The organism is Leisingera sp. SS27 (assembly GCF_028368855.1).
Taxonomy (GTDB): domain Bacteria; phylum Pseudomonadota; class Alphaproteobacteria; order Rhodobacterales; family Rhodobacteraceae; genus Leisingera.
This window is the reverse complement of record NZ_JAQNCY010000008.1, coordinates 1-16,708: the sequence shown is the minus strand read 5'-3', so window position 1 is coordinate 16,708 and position 16,708 is coordinate 1. Positions and strand designations below refer to the sequence as shown.

20 protein-coding genes and 1 pseudogene are annotated in these 16,708 nt (G+C 60.6%); 8 read left to right on the top strand and 13 right to left on the bottom strand.

Features of this window, described 5'->3' with window-relative positions:
• Positions 1 to 22: 22 nt before the first annotated feature.
• The 5 genes from ybeY to miaB form a co-directional block, all read right to left on the bottom strand.
• Positions 23 to 523, bottom strand: coding sequence for an rRNA maturation RNase YbeY (gene ybeY, locus N6L27_RS16275; RefSeq protein ID WP_271908364.1), 501 nt, complete (start codon positions 521 to 523; stop codon positions 23 to 25).
• A gap of 80 nt (positions 524 to 603) precedes the next feature.
• Complete coding sequence (locus N6L27_RS16270) at positions 604 to 1,614, bottom strand: PhoH family protein (protein WP_271908363.1); 1,011 nt, start codon at positions 1,612 to 1,614, stop codon at positions 604 to 606.
• A 141-nt stretch (positions 1,615 to 1,755) separates the two neighbouring features.
• Positions 1,756 to 2,061, bottom strand: a complete 306-nt coding sequence (locus N6L27_RS16265; protein WP_271908362.1) for a hypothetical protein — start codon at positions 2,059 to 2,061, stop codon at positions 1,756 to 1,758.
• Positions 2,062 to 2,070: 9 nt separating this feature from the next.
• Positions 2,071 to 2,646: an OmpA family protein gene (locus N6L27_RS16260; RefSeq protein WP_442915787.1), complete on the bottom strand. Its 576-nt coding sequence runs from the start codon at positions 2,644 to 2,646 to the stop codon at positions 2,071 to 2,073.
• Positions 2,647 to 2,925: 279 nt separating this feature from the next.
• On the bottom strand, positions 2,926 to 4,248 hold the full coding sequence (gene miaB / locus N6L27_RS16255; protein WP_271908360.1) for a tRNA (N6-isopentenyl adenosine(37)-C2)-methylthiotransferase MiaB: 1,323 nt from the start codon (positions 4,246 to 4,248) through the stop codon (positions 2,926 to 2,928).
• 126 nt (positions 4,249 to 4,374) lie between these two features.
• Here miaB and N6L27_RS16250 point away from each other — a divergent pair, with 126 nt between their 5' ends.
• Positions 4,375 to 5,244, top strand: coding sequence for a hypothetical protein (locus tag N6L27_RS16250; protein WP_271908359.1), 870 nt, complete (start codon positions 4,375 to 4,377; stop codon positions 5,242 to 5,244).
• A gap of 633 nt (positions 5,245 to 5,877) precedes the next feature.
• Here N6L27_RS16250 and rpsO read toward each other — a convergent pair.
• The 3 genes from rpsO to N6L27_RS16235 form a co-directional block, all read right to left on the bottom strand.
• Positions 5,878 to 6,147, bottom strand: coding sequence for a 30S ribosomal protein S15 (gene rpsO / locus N6L27_RS16245; protein ID WP_019295116.1), 270 nt, complete (start codon positions 6,145 to 6,147; stop codon positions 5,878 to 5,880).
• A gap of 165 nt (positions 6,148 to 6,312) precedes the next feature.
• Positions 6,313 to 7,257, bottom strand: a complete 945-nt coding sequence (locus tag N6L27_RS16240; protein ID WP_271908358.1) for a calcium-binding protein — start codon at positions 7,255 to 7,257, stop codon at positions 6,313 to 6,315.
• 132 nt (positions 7,258 to 7,389) lie between these two features.
• The gene (locus N6L27_RS16235; RefSeq protein WP_271908357.1) at positions 7,390 to 7,911 is read right to left on the bottom strand and encodes a DUF1643 domain-containing protein; all 522 of its coding nucleotides are present in this window, start codon (positions 7,909 to 7,911) and stop codon (positions 7,390 to 7,392) included.
• Between the two features lie 117 nt (positions 7,912 to 8,028).
• Between N6L27_RS16235 and N6L27_RS16230 the strand changes: the two genes are divergently transcribed.
• A complete protein-coding gene (locus N6L27_RS16230; protein ID WP_271908356.1) occupies positions 8,029 to 9,336 on the top strand; it encodes a calcium-binding protein in 1,308 nt (435 codons plus the stop codon).
• 110 nt (positions 9,337 to 9,446) lie between these two features.
• Here N6L27_RS16230 and truB read toward each other — a convergent pair whose 3' ends face one another.
• The gene (gene truB, locus N6L27_RS16225; protein ID WP_271908355.1) at positions 9,447 to 10,373 is read right to left on the bottom strand and encodes a tRNA pseudouridine(55) synthase TruB; all 927 of its coding nucleotides are present in this window, start codon (positions 10,371 to 10,373) and stop codon (positions 9,447 to 9,449) included.
• 137 nt (positions 10,374 to 10,510) lie between these two features.
• Here truB and N6L27_RS16220 point away from each other — a divergent pair, with 137 nt between their 5' ends.
• Positions 10,511 to 11,164: an RluA family pseudouridine synthase gene (locus N6L27_RS16220; RefSeq protein WP_271908354.1), complete on the top strand. Its 654-nt coding sequence runs from the start codon at positions 10,511 to 10,513 to the stop codon at positions 11,162 to 11,164.
• 7 nt (positions 11,165 to 11,171) lie between these two features.
• Here N6L27_RS16220 and N6L27_RS16215 read toward each other — a convergent pair whose 3' ends face one another.
• A complete protein-coding gene (locus tag N6L27_RS16215) occupies positions 11,172 to 11,702 on the bottom strand; it encodes a helix-turn-helix domain-containing protein (RefSeq protein WP_271908353.1) in 531 nt (176 codons plus the stop codon).
• 129 nt (positions 11,703 to 11,831) lie between these two features.
• Here N6L27_RS16215 and N6L27_RS16210 point away from each other — a divergent pair, with 129 nt between their 5' ends.
• Positions 11,832 to 12,545: an AzlC family ABC transporter permease gene (locus N6L27_RS16210; RefSeq protein ID WP_271908352.1), complete on the top strand. Its 714-nt coding sequence runs from the start codon at positions 11,832 to 11,834 to the stop codon at positions 12,543 to 12,545.
• A complete protein-coding gene (locus tag N6L27_RS16205) occupies positions 12,538 to 12,831 on the top strand; it encodes an AzlD family protein (RefSeq protein ID WP_271908351.1) in 294 nt (97 codons plus the stop codon). Before N6L27_RS16210 ends, N6L27_RS16205 begins: the two co-directional genes overlap by 8 nt.
• A gap of 202 nt (positions 12,832 to 13,033) precedes the next feature.
• Here N6L27_RS16205 and N6L27_RS16200 read toward each other — a convergent pair whose 3' ends face one another.
• Positions 13,034 to 14,473 (bottom strand): aldehyde dehydrogenase family protein, encoded by a 1,440-nt coding sequence (locus N6L27_RS16200; protein WP_271908350.1) that lies wholly within the window; start codon positions 14,471 to 14,473, stop codon positions 13,034 to 13,036.
• 267 nt (positions 14,474 to 14,740) lie between these two features.
• On the opposite strand from N6L27_RS16200, the gene N6L27_RS16195 reads away from it, so the two are divergent.
• Positions 14,741 to 15,394, top strand: coding sequence for a peroxiredoxin (locus tag N6L27_RS16195; protein ID WP_271908349.1), 654 nt, complete (start codon positions 14,741 to 14,743; stop codon positions 15,392 to 15,394).
• Positions 15,395 to 15,444: 50 nt separating this feature from the next.
• Here the strand turns inward: N6L27_RS16195 and N6L27_RS16190 are convergent, their stop codons facing one another.
• Positions 15,445 to 15,552, bottom strand: coding sequence for a transposase domain-containing protein (locus tag N6L27_RS16190; RefSeq protein ID WP_271908536.1), 108 nt, complete (start codon positions 15,550 to 15,552; stop codon positions 15,445 to 15,447).
• A gap of 241 nt (positions 15,553 to 15,793) precedes the next feature.
• On the bottom strand, positions 15,794 to 15,952 hold the full coding sequence (locus N6L27_RS16185) for a hypothetical protein (protein ID WP_271908348.1): 159 nt from the start codon (positions 15,950 to 15,952) through the stop codon (positions 15,794 to 15,796).
• A 148-nt stretch (positions 15,953 to 16,100) separates the two neighbouring features.
• On the opposite strand from N6L27_RS16185, the gene N6L27_RS16180 reads away from it, so the two are divergent.
• Positions 16,101 to 16,394 carry a hypothetical protein gene (locus N6L27_RS16180; RefSeq protein ID WP_271908347.1) on the top strand — a complete coding sequence of 98 codons (294 nt, stop codon included), beginning with the start codon at positions 16,101 to 16,103 and terminating at the stop codon, positions 16,392 to 16,394.
• Positions 16,395 to 16,559: 165 nt separating this feature from the next.
• Positions 16,560 to 16,708, top strand: a pseudogene (locus N6L27_RS16175) (IS3 family transposase); the annotation flags it as partial.

Here is a 16,708-nt window from a genome sequence, read left to right as displayed (position 1 = left end):
AAAACCCCGGTCACGGGGCGTCCTAACTATTATATGGGTTCGCGATACCCAGTTTGCCAAGTAGCAGGACCTCAATCCCTTCCATCAATGCGGCATCGCGGTCACGAATGTGATCATAGCCCAAAAGATGCAACAGTCCGTGAATGAGCAGGTGACGGGTATGGTTGGCCAGGTTTTTGCCCGCTCCGGCAGCTTCCCGGGCGCAGGTATCATAGGAAATGGCAATGTCACCCAGCGGGATTTCCCCGGTAAAATCGGCCTCTGGCAGCAAAGGCGTGCCGCCGTCCTCCTCGGCCGCCAGCTCCTCTGCCGGCCAGCTGAGAACATTGGTAGGCTTGTCCTTTTCCCGGAACTCAGCGTTCAACTCAGCGATCCGGGCGTCATCGCAGGCCAAGAGCGAGATTTCGCAGACTTCCGGATCAAGGCCGAAATGCGCCAGCACAACAGCGATGGCTTCTTCCGCCAGCGGCTCAAGGCCGCCCCTCTGCCAGCGGCTGTCTTCGATAGAGATGTCGAGCGTCATGATGCGGTTGCATACGCGGGGGCCAGCCCCCGCACCCCCGGAGTATTTTCACAAAGATGAAGCCCGATTGAGTGCGTCCGTCAGGCCGGTGTCGAATCCGCGTCATAGGCCTCAATGATCGCGGCCACAAGCGGGTGGCGCACCACATCACGGGCAGTGAAGTAGTTGAAGCTGACCTTGGGAATGCTTTTCAGCAGCCGCTCAGCATCGGCCAAGCCCGACTGCACTCCGCGCGGCAAGTCAACTTGCGAGCGGTCGCCGGTGATCACCATGCGCGAGCCCTCGCCCAGGCGGGTAAGGAACATCTTCATCTGCATGGTGGTGGCATTTTGCGCCTCGTCCAGCACCACAAAGGCGTTGGACAGTGTGCGGCCGCGCATGAAGGCCAAAGGTGCGATCTCGATCCGCTTGTCCTCAATCAGCTTGGCAAGCTGCTTGCCCGGCAGGAAATCGTTCAACGCGTCATAAAGCGGCTGCATGTAGGGATCGACCTTGTCCTTCATGTCGCCGGGCAGGTAGCCGAGCTTTTCCCCGGCCTCCACCGCCGGGCGCGACAGGATGATGCGGTCGACATGGCCGGTGATGAACATCGAAACACCCACGGCAACGGCCAGATAGGTTTTGCCGGTGCCAGCGGGGCCGATGCCAAAAGCCAGTTCGTGCTCGAACAGGGACTGAACATAGGCCTTTTGCGCGTCAGTGCGCGGTTCCACCAGTTTCTTGCGGGTCTTGATCTCAACCCGGCCGCCGCGGAACATCTGCAGCTGGCCATCGGGTTCGGCATCATCCGTGTCCGTCCCCATGCGCAATTCGCGGTCGATGTCGCCGCTTTCGACACTGCGGCCGGTTTCCAGGCGGTCATAAAGCGCTGTCAGCACCCCAGCAGCCTGCTCCCGTGCGGAATCCTCACCCATCACTGACAATTGATTGCCGCGGCGGACAATTTGCACACCCAGTTTTTGTTCAATGTCAGCCAGGTTGCGGTCATATTCGCCGCACAGGTCGATCAGCAATCGGTTGTCAGGAAATTCCAGCAGCACTTCGTGGGTTGCGGTCTGGGTCTGCGGGTCATTCAGGGCGCTGATGGCCAAGCTGATCTCCTCAATCTGGCGTTGCCTCTTCAGTCTGCCTCTGCGGCAGCGTTTGCGCAAGCAGGCGCTGCGCAAAATCACATTTTTGAAACAAAAACAGCCGCCCCGGAGGGCGGCTGCAAATCAAGCAAGTTGTATGTCTCAGATCGGGTCGCCAAAAGTCGAACCGTCCTTGAAGGGGCCGGTCGCCAGGGTGGGCGGAATATCACTGTTGCAGACCGGCTTCCCGTCGGGCGTGCGGCGGAGGTCAGCGTAGCCCTCAAGCCCATCGTCGATGATCCAGTGTTCACAACCGTTCGGGTCAACCCAGATGCCGGCTGTCAGGTTGGACAGGTGATTGTTGCTGCCATCGCCAACGTGGCCATCGCGGGTTTTATCAAATGCTTCGCTGCAGGCTCCAAGGAGTGAAATAACCGCAACAAGACCAAGCGTTCTTTTCATCATCATGCTTCCCCCTCAGCGCAGGCAATAGATTTCGACACGGCGGTTCTGTGCCATGTTGGCAGCGCTGGTATTGGGCACCCGCGGATCGCGCTCGCCGTAGGCACGCACACCTGAAATGCGCGCACCAGCCGAACGGCCAACCGCTGCCACCGCATTTGCGCGGCGCTCGGACAGGCGGATGTTGTATTCATCCGATGCTCTGCTGTCGGTGTGGCCCGCAACGATGAAGGCGCGCGCACCGTTGCCCTGCGCCTGCTGGAAGAACTGCCGCAGGCGCTGTCTGCCTGCTGCATTGATGTAGTGTTTGTCAGTGGCAAAGAACTGGTCCGTCGGCATCACACCGCAGATATTGCCGCGGCGGCAAACGGGTTTGCCATCCGGTTTGACATGAGGCGTCATGTAGCCCTCAGCGCCATCGTCCATCACCCAATGCTCACAGCCATCCGGGTCGACCCAGATGGTCGGCACATAGCGTTCGCCTTTGATGGTTCGCTGCTGTGATTGGGCGCTCGCGGGCGCAGCGGCGATGCTGAGCGCAGCCGCGGCAGCAGCGGCCAGCGCAATCGCCTTGTGCAGTTTAAATGTCAACACAACCGAAATTCCTTCACCTAAGTCCCCCCAGGGAGCTGTCTCAAACCTGGCCACCCCTTAGGCCATACGGGTAAATCTACCTGATTTTTAGTTAAAACATTCTCAAAATCGGCCGAATGCACAAGCCGATTAAACACTTCCGCAAAACACTCAACCCAACTCCGGGGCATTGTTGCCAGTCGCGATGCAAATCGCTTCCTGAAGATCAGCCGGACCGCCCGGACTTGCAACTGTTCCCGCCCGTCGCCGCAGCGATTCGCCGAGCGAAACAAGGTGTCAGCCGACCAGTTCACCAGCCAGGGAGTTTGCTCCGGAAGACACAATACGCACCCGGGCAAGTTCGCCGATACCACGGCTGCAATCAGCAACATGCACGGCATGCAGGTAGTCGGACTTACCCACCATCTGCCCGGGCAAGCGGCCCGCCTTTTCAAACAGCACACCGACTTCACGGCCAACCATGCTGTCCTGCACTTCGCGCTGCTGCCGGGTCAGCAAGGTTTGCAGGCGCTGCAGCCGGTCGTCTGCCGCGGCAGGATCCACCTGCGCGCGCTCTGCAGCCGGGGTGCCTGGGCGTGTTGAGTATTTGAAGGAATAGGCCGTGCCGTATTTCACTTCCTCCACCAGGTCCATCGTGGCCTGGAAGTCTTCCTCAGTCTCTTCCGGAAAACCGACAATGAAGTCTCCGGAGATCAGGATGTCAGGCCGCGCGGCACGGATGCGCTCAATCAGGCGGATGTAGCTTTCGGCAGTGTGGGAGCGGTTCATCCGTTTGAGGATCTTGTCTGAGCCCGCTTGAACCGGGAGATGCAGATAGGGCATCAGCTTGGCGCAAGTACCGTGTGCCTCAATCAGATCGTCCTGCATGTCGTTCGGGTGCGATGTGGTGAAGCGGATACGCTCCAGACCTTCGATCTTATCCAACTCCCAAATGAGCTGCGCCAATGTCAGATCACCGTTAGGCCCAGCACCGTGGTAAGCGTTCACATTCTGGCCCAGCAGGGTGATTTCGCGCACACCGCGTTCGACCAGGTCCTGCGCCTCGCGCAGGATACGGTCTGCCGGGCGCGAGACTTCGGCACCCCGGGTGTAAGGCACGACGCAGAAGGCGCAGAACTTGTCGCAGCCCTCCTGCACCGTCAGAAACGCCGTCGGGCCGCGCTTGGCCTTGGGGCGGTTTTTCAATTTCTCGAACTTGTCTTCTTCGGGGAAATCGGTATCCAGCACCTTCTCCCCTGTCCGTGCCTTGGCCTCCATCTCCGGCAGGCGGTGGTAGCTCTGCGGGCCCACTACCAGATCGACCAGCGGCTGGCGGCGCATGATCTCCTCGCCTTCGGCCTGGGCGACGCAGCCAGCGACGCCGATCTTCAGATCCGGCTTCTCAGCCTTCAGCCCCTTGAAGCGGCCCAGTTCAGAATAGACCTTTTCCGCCGCCTTTTCCCGGATATGGCAGGTATTGAGCAGGATCATATCGGCGTCATCGGCAGATTTTGTCTCGATATAACCTTCGCCGCCCAGCGCCTCGGCCATACGTTCGCTGTCATAGACATTCATCTGACAGCCATAGGTCTTGATAAACAGCTTTTTCGGGGCGCTCATGCGGGTCAGCCTTCCAGCCAGGGTGGGTAAACAGCGGCTTGCAATACAGGCAAATGCCGCAGCTTGCAATGGAGCGGCATTTACCCGATTTTGGCTGCAAAGGCCAGAAAGGCAGGGCAGAACGGCATGATGTACTCCTCGCTGCAGGATTTCCTGAAACAAGGCAAAACGCTACTCGCCAAGGGACCGGTGGCGCTGGTCTTCATAGAAGATGAAACGGAGATAGCCACCACTCTGCGCCATCACCTTCAAAGCGGCTTCACGGCGGTGGCAGCCTTGATGCCGGATGCCTTCGACTTGCCTCCGGATGTGCGTGCAATGGTGCATAGGGTGCCATTTGATTGCGGAAAGGACGGGGCAGTCACAGGCGCCGTTAACGCAGTTATCGCTGCGGCTGAGCCAGGGTGCTGGCTCTACTACTGCTATAATGCGGAATACTTGTTCTACCCGTTTTGCGAGTCCCGCGGGATCGGAGAGATGCTCACCTTTCACACCGAGGAACGCCGGGATGCGATGCTCACCTATGTAATTGACCTCTATGCCGGCGATCTGAATACTTGGCCAAGCGCGGTGTCACTTGAAGAGGCGTATCTCGACAAATCCGGCTACTATGCGCAGTCGCGCAAAGATCAGGAAACTGGACATCCGCGCGAGCGGCAGCTGGATTTCTTTGGCGGAGTTCGCTGGCGGTTCGAAGAACACATCCCTGCAGCCAGCCGAAAAATAGACCGGATTTCACTGTTTCGCGCCAAACCGGGCCTGAAACTGCGCCCGGACCACACCTTTAACGATCAGGAATACAACACATATGCATGCCCCTGGCATCACAACCTGACAGCTGCGGTCTGCTCCTTCCGCACCGCAAAAGCGCTCAAGCGGAATCCTGGCTCCACGTTCGATATCGAAACCTTCCGCTGGCATAATTCCGCGCCGTTTGAATGGCATTCGCGCCAGCTTCTGGATCTGGGACTGATGGAACCCGGTCAGTGGTTCTAGGTGTTCGCCTTCACACCAAAGCGGACCCAGAGTGTGTCGTGACTGCCCGTGCACCTCAAGTCCGCCCTTTCGCGCTCAGCAGTGGTGAGCTGACGAGGCTCAAACGCTTGCAGTGTGTCGAAACTACTCTGCTGCACATCCGGGGAATGAAATAATCGCAGGAGCGTCACTGGATTGATGAAGAGGGCCTGCCTCCACTGGTTCCCCGTTCAAATCGGGAAGCTTCGGGTTTGATTTTGATAGCCGCCGTTTCAGGCTGGGCAAGCGCGGGGCGCGGAATTGCATTCCGGTCCGCCAATTTCTGTGCGGCCCGGATGGTGTAGTCCGCCCACTCGCCATTGGGCTCGAGCCAATGGTGCCTCAATGGCTCAATCGCAATGCATTCGGGCTTACCGTAGATCCGCATCAGAGCACCCAGCTCAGACGCTGCATCATGGCGAGGGATTTCGCAGGGGGCAGATCACTCGGCTTGCCTTCGTCAACAACCGCGCGTGCGCAGCGCCCAAAGCCAAGGGGAGCCCGGCCAAGCAAGTGAGCCCATGGACGCGGGCGTACGCCTTTACCAAACGGAGCAGCGCAAAAGAAAACGCCCGCTCCTTTCGGAACGGGCGCAGAAATCCGGATACGCGCGGATTAGCGGCGGATGCCCAGGCGCTTGATCAGGTCCTGGTAACGGGCCTCATCCTTGCCTTTGGTGTAGTCCAGCAGCTTGCGGCGCTGAGCAACCATTTTCAGGAGACCACGGCGGCCGTGGTTGTCCTTCTTGTGGGTTTTGAAGTGCTCAGTCAGGGTGTTGATGCGCGAGGTCAGGATTGCAACCTGGACTTCCGGAGAACCGGTGTCGCCTTCTTTGGTTGCGAATTCTTTCATCAGGCGCGCTTTTTCTTCCGCAGTGATCGACATCGGGGTCTCCTTCATAAGGTTAGAGTGGATGGCGCAGGCCGGGATGTCGTCCAGCACAGGCCCATGGAGCTGTCTGCCGCGTAGCGAAGCAGATGCGGGCGTATAAGATGATTCCAGAGCAAAGGCAAAGGATATGTGCGGGTATCCCCGCCGGGATTGCCGCCTCTATTGCGGCAGCATTCCTGCTGCGGCAGCCGAGGCAGTATCCATCAGCACCACATCGCTGGCGGTCAGCTCATCGGCACCAGACACACGCAGAGCCGGCTCGCCATCCACCAGGACCAGGTGCTCGCCCTCAAAATCGGGATTCTGCTGCACCTCCACGGATGGCTCGGCACCGCCGTCAAAGTCCCAGACCAGCACCAGCTGATCCTCAGCGGCATCGTAATCCATCAACTGGACAGCTTCCGACGTGCCGGTCCAGATGCCTGCGGCAAACTGGTCCGCGCCTGCTCCGCCGGTCAGGACATCCGCGGCCCCGGCGATCAGCGTATCGTCGCCATCGCCGCCGTTCAAGAAATCCTGCTCAGCGCCATCTCCGGCACCGGATACAACATCATTGCCTGTGCCGCCGAACAGCGCATCCTGGCCGGCCTCGCCGGTCAGGCTGTCGTCGCCGTCATTGCCGTGCAGCGAATCCGTGCCGCCGCCACCCTCGAGCCAGTCGCCGTCCTGACCGCCGTGAAGCACATCATCACCGCCGCCGCCAAACAGGCTGTCCGTTCCGAAATGGCCGTACAGGCTGTCAGCCCCATCGCCGCCTTCCAGAATATCGGCGCCGTCCTCTCCGTGCAGAAGGTCGTCGCCGCCGCCGCCAAACAGGCTGTCGTCGCCGCCATCGCCATGCAGTACATCGTGGCCTTCGCCGCCAGCCAGCCAGTCATCGCCGCCGTAACCACCGATCTGGTCATCCCCCCCGCCGCCACTGATGCTGTCTGATCCGCTGCTGCCTGCCAGCACATCGCCAGCATCAGTGCCAGTTATGGTGTCACCATCACCGGGGGCTTCACCGCCAGGCTCAATATAACCGCCGTCCAGGCCATCCTCCTCAGGCCCGGCGCCCTCTTCATCCTCTGTGCCGTCGACATTGACCAGGACCGCACTGCCCATTGCCACCAGTCCCAACATGCTTGCAAGCCACAACATTGGCTATCAACTCCCGGATGTATTACTCGCACGCGAGCACACTTTCACAGCGCACGGCAAATTGCAAAACAAAACAGGAACACCGGTTAATTCGGGTCAGTGGCCTGCGATGACCGCCCACAGTTCCGGCTGCTGGCGGTAGGGAATATACAAGGGATGCTTGGGATGGCCTACCTTGCTGAGGCCAAGATGATGCAGCGGCTTCCCTGTCGAGCGGAGCGCCTCTTCGACCAGCGCGCCCTGTCCGCGGTGTGCGCCATGTGTGCCCCAGGCACAGATGACTGTATCGGCCCAATCCATGCCTTCAAGAACGGCCGCCATGTTATCCGGCCCTTCAGGCGCTTCCAGCCTGCGCATCTCCCGCGGGTCAGTGACGCGGCAGGCAAAGATGTTGGTTGCGCGGAATCCGCCGAATCCCAGTGCCCGGGCACGGCGCTCGCAGCGTTCAATGGTTGGGTCGTTCTGCACCTCTGTTGCAGTCGAAGGGTTCAGCATTACGAACATCACCCGCAGGCCAGCAGGTTCCCAGATCCGGGTCAGGCTGTAGCGGTACGTTTCGCAATCGGAATACACGGCGGTCGAGGGCGCATCGCCCTTGGTATGGCTGCGGGTGATCATGGTAGCGGTTTTAGAACAGCAAAGGTTGCCTTCCAAGCCCGCTTTCGCCATCCTCCAACTGATCCGCGGCCAGATTTTTCCCGCAAAGGATTTGACCAATTTATTGACCTGAGCGGTATGGAACTTCTTATCTTTCTGGCACTGGCTGGCTCCGCAATCGGGGTTGGTTTTGATAACGCGGACGTTTCCGGAGAAGAATCGTCTGAGCGGTCTGAACCGGAACCGCCAGTTGTTCCCGAAATACCGGCGGGCCCTGATCCGCTGCCCCAAAACATCAGCTTGTCCGGCACCGCCGGGACGAACGACATCCTGGACGGCGCAGATGGAAACGACACGCTGACAGGCAACGCCGGTGACCTTGATCTCCTGGCTGGCGGCCGCGGAGATGATGAACTGCATCTGGGTGCCGGCAATACGGCCGCCGGCGGCCACGGCGCGGACCGTTTCGTTCTGGACGATGCGGGCAGCCGTGAAACGGTGATTGAGGATTTTGAACTGGGTACCGACCAGCTGGCACTGACGCCGTATTCTTCCGGTTACGTTGAACTGATCGAGACCGAGGACGGCAGCGGCCTGCGCTTTATCGACACTCTCAACAACCAAACGATCCTGACCCTGCCCGGCGTTTCGCTTGCAGAGGGAAAGGTCTTGGAAGTGGATTTTCTGAACGGCATTGGTGACGTTGCCTGGACAGAGCGCTTTGAAAACCCTGGCTTCAGCGCCCCCTTCGCCCTGGATGCGATCCGCGGCACTTCGGAAAGTGACACACTGGACGGCACCGCAGGCGATGATGTGATCTTTGGCGAAGGCGGTGCCGACACCCTTACCGGCGGCGAAGGCGACGATACGCTCTACAGCGGCAGTGGCTCGATCCACTATGAAGGGTCCTACAATCACTACCCCGGTGACCTGACCCGTGCGGGTGACGACGGTGATGTGCTCGACGGTGGAACTGGAGATGACCGCCTGTGGATCGGTCCCGGGACAACGGCCACAGGCGGCGCAGGGGCGGACACCTTCCACGCCTTTGCAAATGTGTACGAGGCCGGAACTCAGGAGGCGGAAATCACCGATTTCGATCCGTCAGAGGATCAGTTGCGGATCGACTTCCCGGTCGTTGCCGGCTTCGGGTCCATTCCCAGCTACAGCTTCGAAGATGCAATCGCCGGACTGAGCGTCAGCTACGACGCGGATCAGGACAGCACTCTGATCGCCATGGACGGTATTGCCATCGCAACCTTGCCCGGGGATCAGTCCGGGCTCAGTATCGCCTTCCATGACAACTACTCCACCAGCGAGGACCGTTGGCGCGATGCGGCGGGCAATCAGATCAGTGCCGAGGAGGGCGCGCAGGCCAGTATCCTCCTGACCGCTCAAGAGTATTACTCTGTGTTCGGAGACAACAGTACAGCCAGGCAAGCCTAGGTAAGACCGCAGAACACCCCCCCCCAAGGATATTAGGTCAGCTCTACTGCCCAAATGTTTCGCGCGCGAAACATCCGGTCAACGCAGCTGACCCAAAAAGATACGCTTTGTTAACCGGCGCTGCTGTCCTGATTGAAGACGCGGCTGGGATGCAGGGTTCCGGATTTGTAGACGCCGACCGCAACCGCATGACCGTCGAGCGAGGCCCAGGCCTCATCGCCGTATTCAACCTCATCATTGGGCATCACCATGCCCGGGTTGCCATTGCGCAGCCGCACAGCCCCTTCGGGGGTGCACTTGACCTCGGGCAGGTCAGCCAGCCCCTCCTCCAACGGGCGCAAATAGGCGTCCAGATCCGGGGTGCGGGCGAGGCGGTCGATCTCTTCGAGTGAAATCCCGTCCTCAGCCGCATCAAACGGGCCGGACCAGATCCGGCGCAGTTCCTTGACATGGCCATGGCAACCTAGTGCGGCACCAAGGTCTCGGGCGATGGAGCGTACATAGCCGCCCTTGCCGCAGGTCATCTCCAGCACCACATGGTCCGCGTCCGGGCGATCGAGCATGATCAGTTCCTCAACCCACAGCGGGCGGGCCTCGATCTCCACGTCTTCACCATCGCGAGCGAGCTTATAGGCACGCTGGCCGTCGATCTTCACCGCGGAGAACTTGGGCGGCACCTGCATGATCTCACCCAGGAAGGGCAGCAGCGCGTCCTTGATCTGCTCATCAGTGGGGCGCTCAGAACTTTCGGCAATCACTTCACCCTCAGCGTCGTCGGTATTGGTTGCCTGACCCAGCCGCACGGTGAAGGTATATGCCTTCAAGGCATCGGTGATATAGGGAACGGTCTTGGTCGCCTCGCCCAGCGCAACAGCCAGAACGCCGGTCGCTTCGGGATCCAGGGTGCCTGCATGGCCGGCCTTCTTGGCCTCAAGCGCCCAGCGTACCTTGTTCACAACCGCTGTCGAGGTCAGGCCCGCGGGCTTGTCCACCACCAGCCAGCCGGAAATATCGCGCCCTTTGCGTTTGCGTGCCATGCATCGTCCCCATGTGTATGTGAGGCGCGCCGGTTACCGGATCGCCGGGACGGTGTCAATTTAGCAAAGGCACGGCAGGCAGGAAAGCGGCGCTGCGCGGCTTGCTCTTGCCGGGACCACGCAGTAGGCAAGCCGCCATGGCCGTTTCAAGCGAATACACCCCGCCGCAGGACCCGCTGGAGATCCTGCACCATGACGCAGAGCTGCTGGCGGTGAACAAGCCTGCAGGCCTATTGTCAGTTCCGGGCCGCGGCGAGCATCTGGCCGATTGCCTGATCAGCCGCATCCAGGCTGCCTTCCCCGAGGCACTGCTGGTGCACCGGCTCGACCGCGACACCTCCGGCGTGATGGTATTTGCTCTCACTCCTCATGCGCAGCGGCACCTGTCGATGCAGTTTGAGAAACGCACCGCGAAGAAAGCCTATGTAGCGCGGATTGCAGGCAGGCTGGAGCCGCGCAGCGGCACCGTGGACCTGCCGCTGATCGTCGACTGGCCGAACCGGCCCAAACAAATGGTCTGCCACGAGACCGGCAAGCCTGCTGTCACCGACTGGCGGGTGATGAAGTATGAGGACGATGCCACTCGGGTGCGGCTGACCCCCAAGACCGGGCGTTCGCATCAGCTGCGGGTGCATATGCTGTCGCTGGGCCACCCGATTTTGGGTGATCCGCTTTATGCCACGGGCGCCGCGCTGGAGCATCCGCGCCTGATGCTGCATTCGGAGGAGCTGCGGATCAAGCACCCCGACAGCGGCGAGTCGCTGAAATTCCGGGTGAAACCCCAGTTTTAGAGCCTGATTAAGGCGCCTCCATGACTATCAGAAACATCGTGTCGGGCTGTTTCGCCTCGTAGGTATGCGGATGGTCTCCAGGATATGTATAGTAATCACCCGGCCAAAGCTGCTCCTCCTGGCCTTCCGGCCCGGCGCGCATCTGACCGGAACAGACCAGCATATGCTCCACCGTTCCGCGCGGATGCGGCTGGGCGCGGCGGATCTCTCCGGGCTGCATGACCACCCGGTAGACATCCCGCCGCACGTTCGGCGGACTGCGGGACAGCAGCACGGCGGCGAAGTCCGACTGCTCCGATGCCAGCACCTCGCCCTCATCCGCGCGGATCAGCCGGGTGGCAGGCGCCTCGGTTTCAAACAGCAGGCTCAGCGGAACATCCAATGCGGCGGCCAAGGCCCAAAGCGTCTCTACGCTGGGATTTCCGTTGCCTGCCTCCAGCTGGGACAGCGTCGATTTGGCGATGCCGGCCTCGGCAGCCAGAGCGGAAAGCGACTTTCCCGCGCGGCTGCGCTCGCGCTTGATGGCCGCGGCTATCATCTTGTGGGGCGCTGATGTGTTCACTATTTCATCCAATCGTTCGACTTGACGAACAAATCGTTCGTTCGGTATAGAAGCCTCGCGAACGGTTTAAATGAACGCTTCGCCTGTTTCCAGAGGAGCCTGCCAATGGCCCTGCCAGACTTGAATGTTCTACCTGCCGCCCGCAGCCAGCTGCTGGCGGGATTGCGGGACATCGTGCCGCTGGCGGTAGGCGTCGCCGTCTACGGGGCGGCCTTCGGGCTGTTGGCTGCACAGGCGCAGATGAGCGGGCTGCAAACAGGGGTGATGGGAACCATCGTCTTTGCCGGCTCCTCGCAGATCATCGCGGTCGAACGTCTGGTGGCAGGGGCAGGTGCCGGTGCTGCGCTGCTGGCGGGCCTCGCGCTGAACCTGCGGCTGTTGCTGATCACCGCGTCCTTGCGGGATGAGCTTGCCGGGCGCCCCTGGTGGCAGATCCTCTTGGGAGTGCATCTGGCCACGGATGAGAACTGGGCGCTAATGCACGCCACGCGCAGCCGCGGCCGCCCCGCGGGCTACTGGTATCTGGTGGGCGGCGGTTTGGGGCTGGTTGCGGTCTGGGTGCTGGCCACGGTGGCGGGGGCAGGCTTCGCCTCGGCAGTGCCCGAGCCGCGCGCCTTGGGCATGGACTTTGCGTTCACCGCCGCCTTCATCGCCATCCTGCGTTCATTGTGGAGCGGCATGGCGATGCTGCTGCCCTGGGCCGGATCCGTTGCTGTTGTGCTGCTGGCCGGGGAGCTAACGCCCCTGGATCCCACATGGACGCTGATCCTGGGCGGGCTGAGCGGAGCCACGATTGCCGGGGTGCTGGGAAATGACTGAGACGTGGACCCTGATCCTAGGTCTCTCTGCCGCCACCTTCACAGTGCGGCTGTCAGGTTACCTGCTGGGCCGGAGGCTGCCGGATCACGGTCCCTGGGCCCGAGGGCTGCAGGCATTGCCAGGCTGCCTGATCCTGTCTCTGGTCACCTATCTGCTGATGCAGGGCGGGCCGCAGGAATGGACCGCAGGCGCGGCCGCTTTGGCAGTGGCACTGATCACCCGCAGCCTTCCGCTGACGATGGGCGCTGGAATCGCCATAATCTGCTTGCTTAGAGCCTATTTCTGACCAGAACTCTCAGCACCCATTGAGGGTCAGGCACCGCTCAGCAGTCCCCTGCCCGTGCGCAGCGCGGGCCACGCCCAAGCCAGAATGCGGTCCGGCGCAGCCGGGCGGCCTGAAGGCGCGGGAGCACCGCCCCGTCGCGCACGATGGCGCAAAAAGAAAGCCGCCCCGGAAGGCGGCTCTCCAACATCTCAAAGCAAAAGGATTACTCGGCAGCCCAGCCGCCGACGGCTTTCACTTCCAGGAAGTCCTCAATGCCCCATTTGCCGCCTTCGCGGCCCTTGCCGGATTGTTTCATGCCGCCAAAGGGCGAACCTGCCGAGCGGGACTTGCCGTTCATCTCCACCATGCCGGAGCGCAGCGCACGGGCCATGCGGTTGGCACGGGCGCCATCCTGGGTCTGCACATAGTTGGTCAGCCCATAGGGCGTGTCATTGGAGATCTCAATCGCTTCCTCTTCGGTTTCAAAGGGAATGATAGACAGCACCGGACCAAAGATTTCCTCGCGGGCGATGGTCATCTGGTTGTTCACATCCGCAAAGACGGTGGGCTTCACATAATAGCCCTTATTCAGACCATCCGGACGGCCGGTGCCGCCGGCCACCAGCTTGGCGCCTTCGTCGATGCCTTTCTGGATCAGATCCTGGATTTTGTTCCACTGCATCTCGTTCACAACCGGACCAATGTGGCGGCCTTCCTGGCTTGCCGGGCCGACCTCTACCTTGGCAGCAACTTCAGCCACCTCGGCAACCACGCGGTCATAGATGCTGTTCTGGACCAGCATCCGGCTGGGCGCGTTGCAGCTCTGGCCGGTGTTCTGCATCATGTGCAGCACACCGCGCTTTACGGCCTTTTCGTCGGCGTCTTCAAAGATCACGTTGGCGCCCTTGCCGCCCAGCTCAAGGTCCACCTTCTTGAGAGTCGGTGCTGCCGCCTGGGTAATGGCGATGCCTGCGCGGGTGGAGCCGGTGAAGGAGATCATGTCCACGTCCGGATGGGTGGTCAGCTGCGATCCGACGCCGGGGCCATCGCCGTTCACGAGGTTGAACACGCCAGCCGGGAAGCCGGCCTCGTCCATCAGTTCCGCAAAGATCATTGCATTCAGCGGGCTTTGTTCCGAGGGTTTCAGCACCATGGTGCAGCCCGCGACTGCGGCGGCGCCGACCTTGAGCGTTACCTGATTCATCGGCCAGTTCCAGGGCGTGATCAGGGCGCAGACACCCACTGCCTCGTGAATGATACGGTCGTTGGGGCTGCGTTCATTCAACGGTGCGTCAAACGGGAACTCCTTGGCCGCGGCGATGAAGTTGCGCAGGTGCCAGCTGCCAGCACCCACTTGCGAGCTGCGCGACATATCGATGGGCGCACCCATCTCAAGTGACATCGCCTGGGCGAGGTCTTCCGCGCGGGCTTCATAGACATCGATCAGCTTCTCGACCAGCGCGATGCGTTCCTCCACTGGGGTGGCCATCCAGCCAGGCAGAGCCGCCTTGGCCGCGGCCACGGCTGCGTTGGTGTCGTCTTCAGAACCCAGCGAGATAACCGCACAGGGTTCTTCGGTCGAGGGGTTGATCACCTCAAAGTCGTTGGCGGCAGAGGGGGCGACCCACTGGCCGTTGATGTAAAAGTCACGTTTCTCGATCATCTGGGAACTCCCGTTTCAGACGTATTCCTGGCTCCGGTTTGCCGGTTTCGCGGCCACTCTGTCACTGCGCCCCGGAGGGGGCAAGGGTCTTCGCCTCGCAATTTGATCAAATTACCGCAGGCGGTGTCAATGGCATTTCATGGCCACTTTCGGCCCGGAGCGCCGTGATATTTTGCGGTTTCCTTGCACGGCTGCTTTATCGTTGCGTTAGAGTACTTAGGTAACAGTCAAGACGACTCAATATTTCACTGACAAGGAGATACCGCCATGGGTTTGCGCATTAACGACACGGTCCCGGATTTTACCGCAGAAACCGACCAGGGCACGATTACTTTCCATGACTGGATCGGCGACAGCTGGGCGATTCTGTTTTCCCATCCCAAGGATTTCACCCCGGTGTGCACCACCGAGTTTTCGGCAGTTGCCCAGCTGGGTGAAGAATGGGCCAAGCGCAACACCAAGGTGATCGGCGTTTCGGTCGATGGTGTCGAGGACCACAAGAAGTGGAAGAAAGACATCGAGGAATACGGCAAGGCAGCACCGGGTTTTCCGATCATTGCCGATGACGGGCTGGCAGTGTCCAAGGCATTCGACATGCTGCCGGCCGAAGCCTACCTGCCCGACGGCCGCACCCCTGCCGACAGCGCCACCGTGCGATCGGTTTTCATTATCGGCCCGGATAAACAGCTGAAGCTTTCGATGACCTACCCGATGACAGTTGGCCGCAACTTTGCTGAAATCCTGCGGGCGCTGGACGGGTTGCAGATGTCGATCGGCAAGGGTGTTGCCACCCCGGCAAACTGGGTTCCCGGCGAAGACGTGATCATCCCGCCCACCGTCTCAAACGAGGACGCCAAGGCGAAGTTCGGCGAGTTCGAGACCATTTTCCCCTACCTGCGCAAGGTGAAGGCCCCGGAGTGACGCACTATTGGCGCAAGCGGCGTCTGGAGAGCACCGTGCTTTCAACTTGATCACTGGAAGTTCCAGGGTAGGATTTCGTCGAGCCGACTGGCAGTGTGACCTGCAGCGATGGCTTCAAAGGTGGCCTTGAGGTAGGTAAGGGGCTCGACGCCCTTGATCTTTGCCGTACCGGTGAACGGTGCGGCATCACACTAGACGCCGTCGCCTTCCCCGTACGTCACCGGCAAAAATTGCGTTCTTCTTAGTCAGAACCATCGGACCGATCAGGTTTTAGACAGCGTTAGATTCGATCTCGACGCGGCCATCGTGGAGAAAAGTCTGCGGCCGATCTCATTGGCGGTGGATGTAGCTCAATTTCTCAACGAAATGCGACTTTGAGGAGATCCGGTGGCGCTGGCTCTACAGCCATTCTCCGAACTCGGCGACCAGTGGCGCGATGCAGGCTTGTCGGGCCGACAGCCGCCGGCCGGCCACCATGCCGCGGATCTCACCCTCGATGCGGTACACCTCTGCAGCACGGCGCAGCCTCTCGGCGGCGACCTCCTGTGCCTCCCTCAAAGAAGTTGCCCGTCCCTATGTTTAGAAAACTGAGGACCATAGGTGGCGGCGAAGAAACCCGAGAAGGACTGATCTCCCCCCGAAATTCGGACACTGACATAAGCTACGGTTTGCAGTCTGCTGATCTTTGAGGAGAAAGAGATCAGAGATGCCGAAACGCAAGCAGCACGCGCCGGAGTTCAAGGCGAAGGTTGCGCTGAAGGCCCTGAAGGGCGAGGAAACCGCAGCCGAGCTGGCGAGCCGGTTCGGGGAGCATCCGACGATGATCCATCAATGGAATCGGGCATTGCTCAAAGGCGCCTCCGGTGTGTTTGAGCGCGGCGCCCGGAAAAAGCCCGGGATCGGCGAAAAGCAGGTGAAGGAGCTTCTCGCCAAAGTCGGGGAGTTGGCGGTGGCCAGCTCTTTTTCGGAACGAAAGCTGAAGTCTTGGGGTGGGAAGTGAGGCGCGGCATGATCGAGCCTGACCACCCGGAGCTGTCGATCGGACAACAGTGCAGGCTGCTGTCGATCGCGCGCTCGTCCTTTTACTACGAGCCGAAGGGGGAGAGCGAACAGAACCTCGACTTGATGCGGCTGATCGACGAGCAGTTCTTGCAGACGCCGTTCTTCGAAGTATGGCGGTATGGAAGTGTTCGAGGCCAAGAGGCTGAAGGCCCTGGAGGCCGAGAACGTCAAGTTGAAGAAGATGCTTGCGGAGCACATGCCCGACGTCGCCGCACTCATGGAAATGCTGGGAATGGAAGCAGGCGAACGCCA

Coding starts and splice junctions, on each gene's coding strand:
- ybeY (WP_271908364.1), bottom strand. CDS start 523: ATGACGCTCGACATCTCTATCGAAGACAGCCGCTGGCAGAGGGGCGGC.
- N6L27_RS16265 (WP_271908362.1), bottom strand. CDS start 2,061: ATGATGATGAAAAGAACGCTTGGTCTTGTTGCGGTTATTTCACTCCTT.
- miaB (WP_271908360.1), bottom strand. CDS start 4,248: ATGAGCGCCCCGAAAAAGCTGTTTATCAAGACCTATGGCTGTCAGATG.
- N6L27_RS16250 (WP_271908359.1), top strand. CDS start 4,375: ATGATGTACTCCTCGCTGCAGGATTTCCTGAAACAAGGCAAAACGCTA.
- rpsO (WP_019295116.1), bottom strand. CDS start 6,147: ATGTCGATCACTGCGGAAGAAAAAGCGCGCCTGATGAAAGAATTCGCA.
- N6L27_RS16240 (WP_271908358.1), bottom strand. CDS start 7,257: ATGGGCAGTGCGGTCCTGGTCAATGTCGACGGCACAGAGGATGAAGAG.
- N6L27_RS16235 (WP_271908357.1), bottom strand. CDS start 7,911: ATGATCACCCGCAGCCATACCAAGGGCGATGCGCCCTCGACCGCCGTG.
- N6L27_RS16230 (WP_271908356.1), top strand. CDS start 8,029: ATGGAACTTCTTATCTTTCTGGCACTGGCTGGCTCCGCAATCGGGGTT.
- truB (WP_271908355.1), bottom strand. CDS start 10,373: ATGGCACGCAAACGCAAAGGGCGCGATATTTCCGGCTGGCTGGTGGTG.
- N6L27_RS16220 (WP_271908354.1), top strand. CDS start 10,511: ATGGCCGTTTCAAGCGAATACACCCCGCCGCAGGACCCGCTGGAGATC.
- N6L27_RS16215 (WP_271908353.1), bottom strand. CDS start 11,702: ATGATAGCCGCGGCCATCAAGCGCGAGCGCAGCCGCGCGGGAAAGTCG.
- N6L27_RS16210 (WP_271908352.1), top strand. CDS start 11,832: ATGGCCCTGCCAGACTTGAATGTTCTACCTGCCGCCCGCAGCCAGCTG.
- N6L27_RS16205 (WP_271908351.1), top strand. CDS start 12,538: ATGACTGAGACGTGGACCCTGATCCTAGGTCTCTCTGCCGCCACCTTC.
- N6L27_RS16200 (WP_271908350.1), bottom strand. CDS start 14,473: ATGATCGAGAAACGTGACTTTTACATCAACGGCCAGTGGGTCGCCCCC.
- N6L27_RS16195 (WP_271908349.1), top strand. CDS start 14,741: ATGGGTTTGCGCATTAACGACACGGTCCCGGATTTTACCGCAGAAACC.
- N6L27_RS16180 (WP_271908347.1), top strand. CDS start 16,101: ATGCCGAAACGCAAGCAGCACGCGCCGGAGTTCAAGGCGAAGGTTGCG.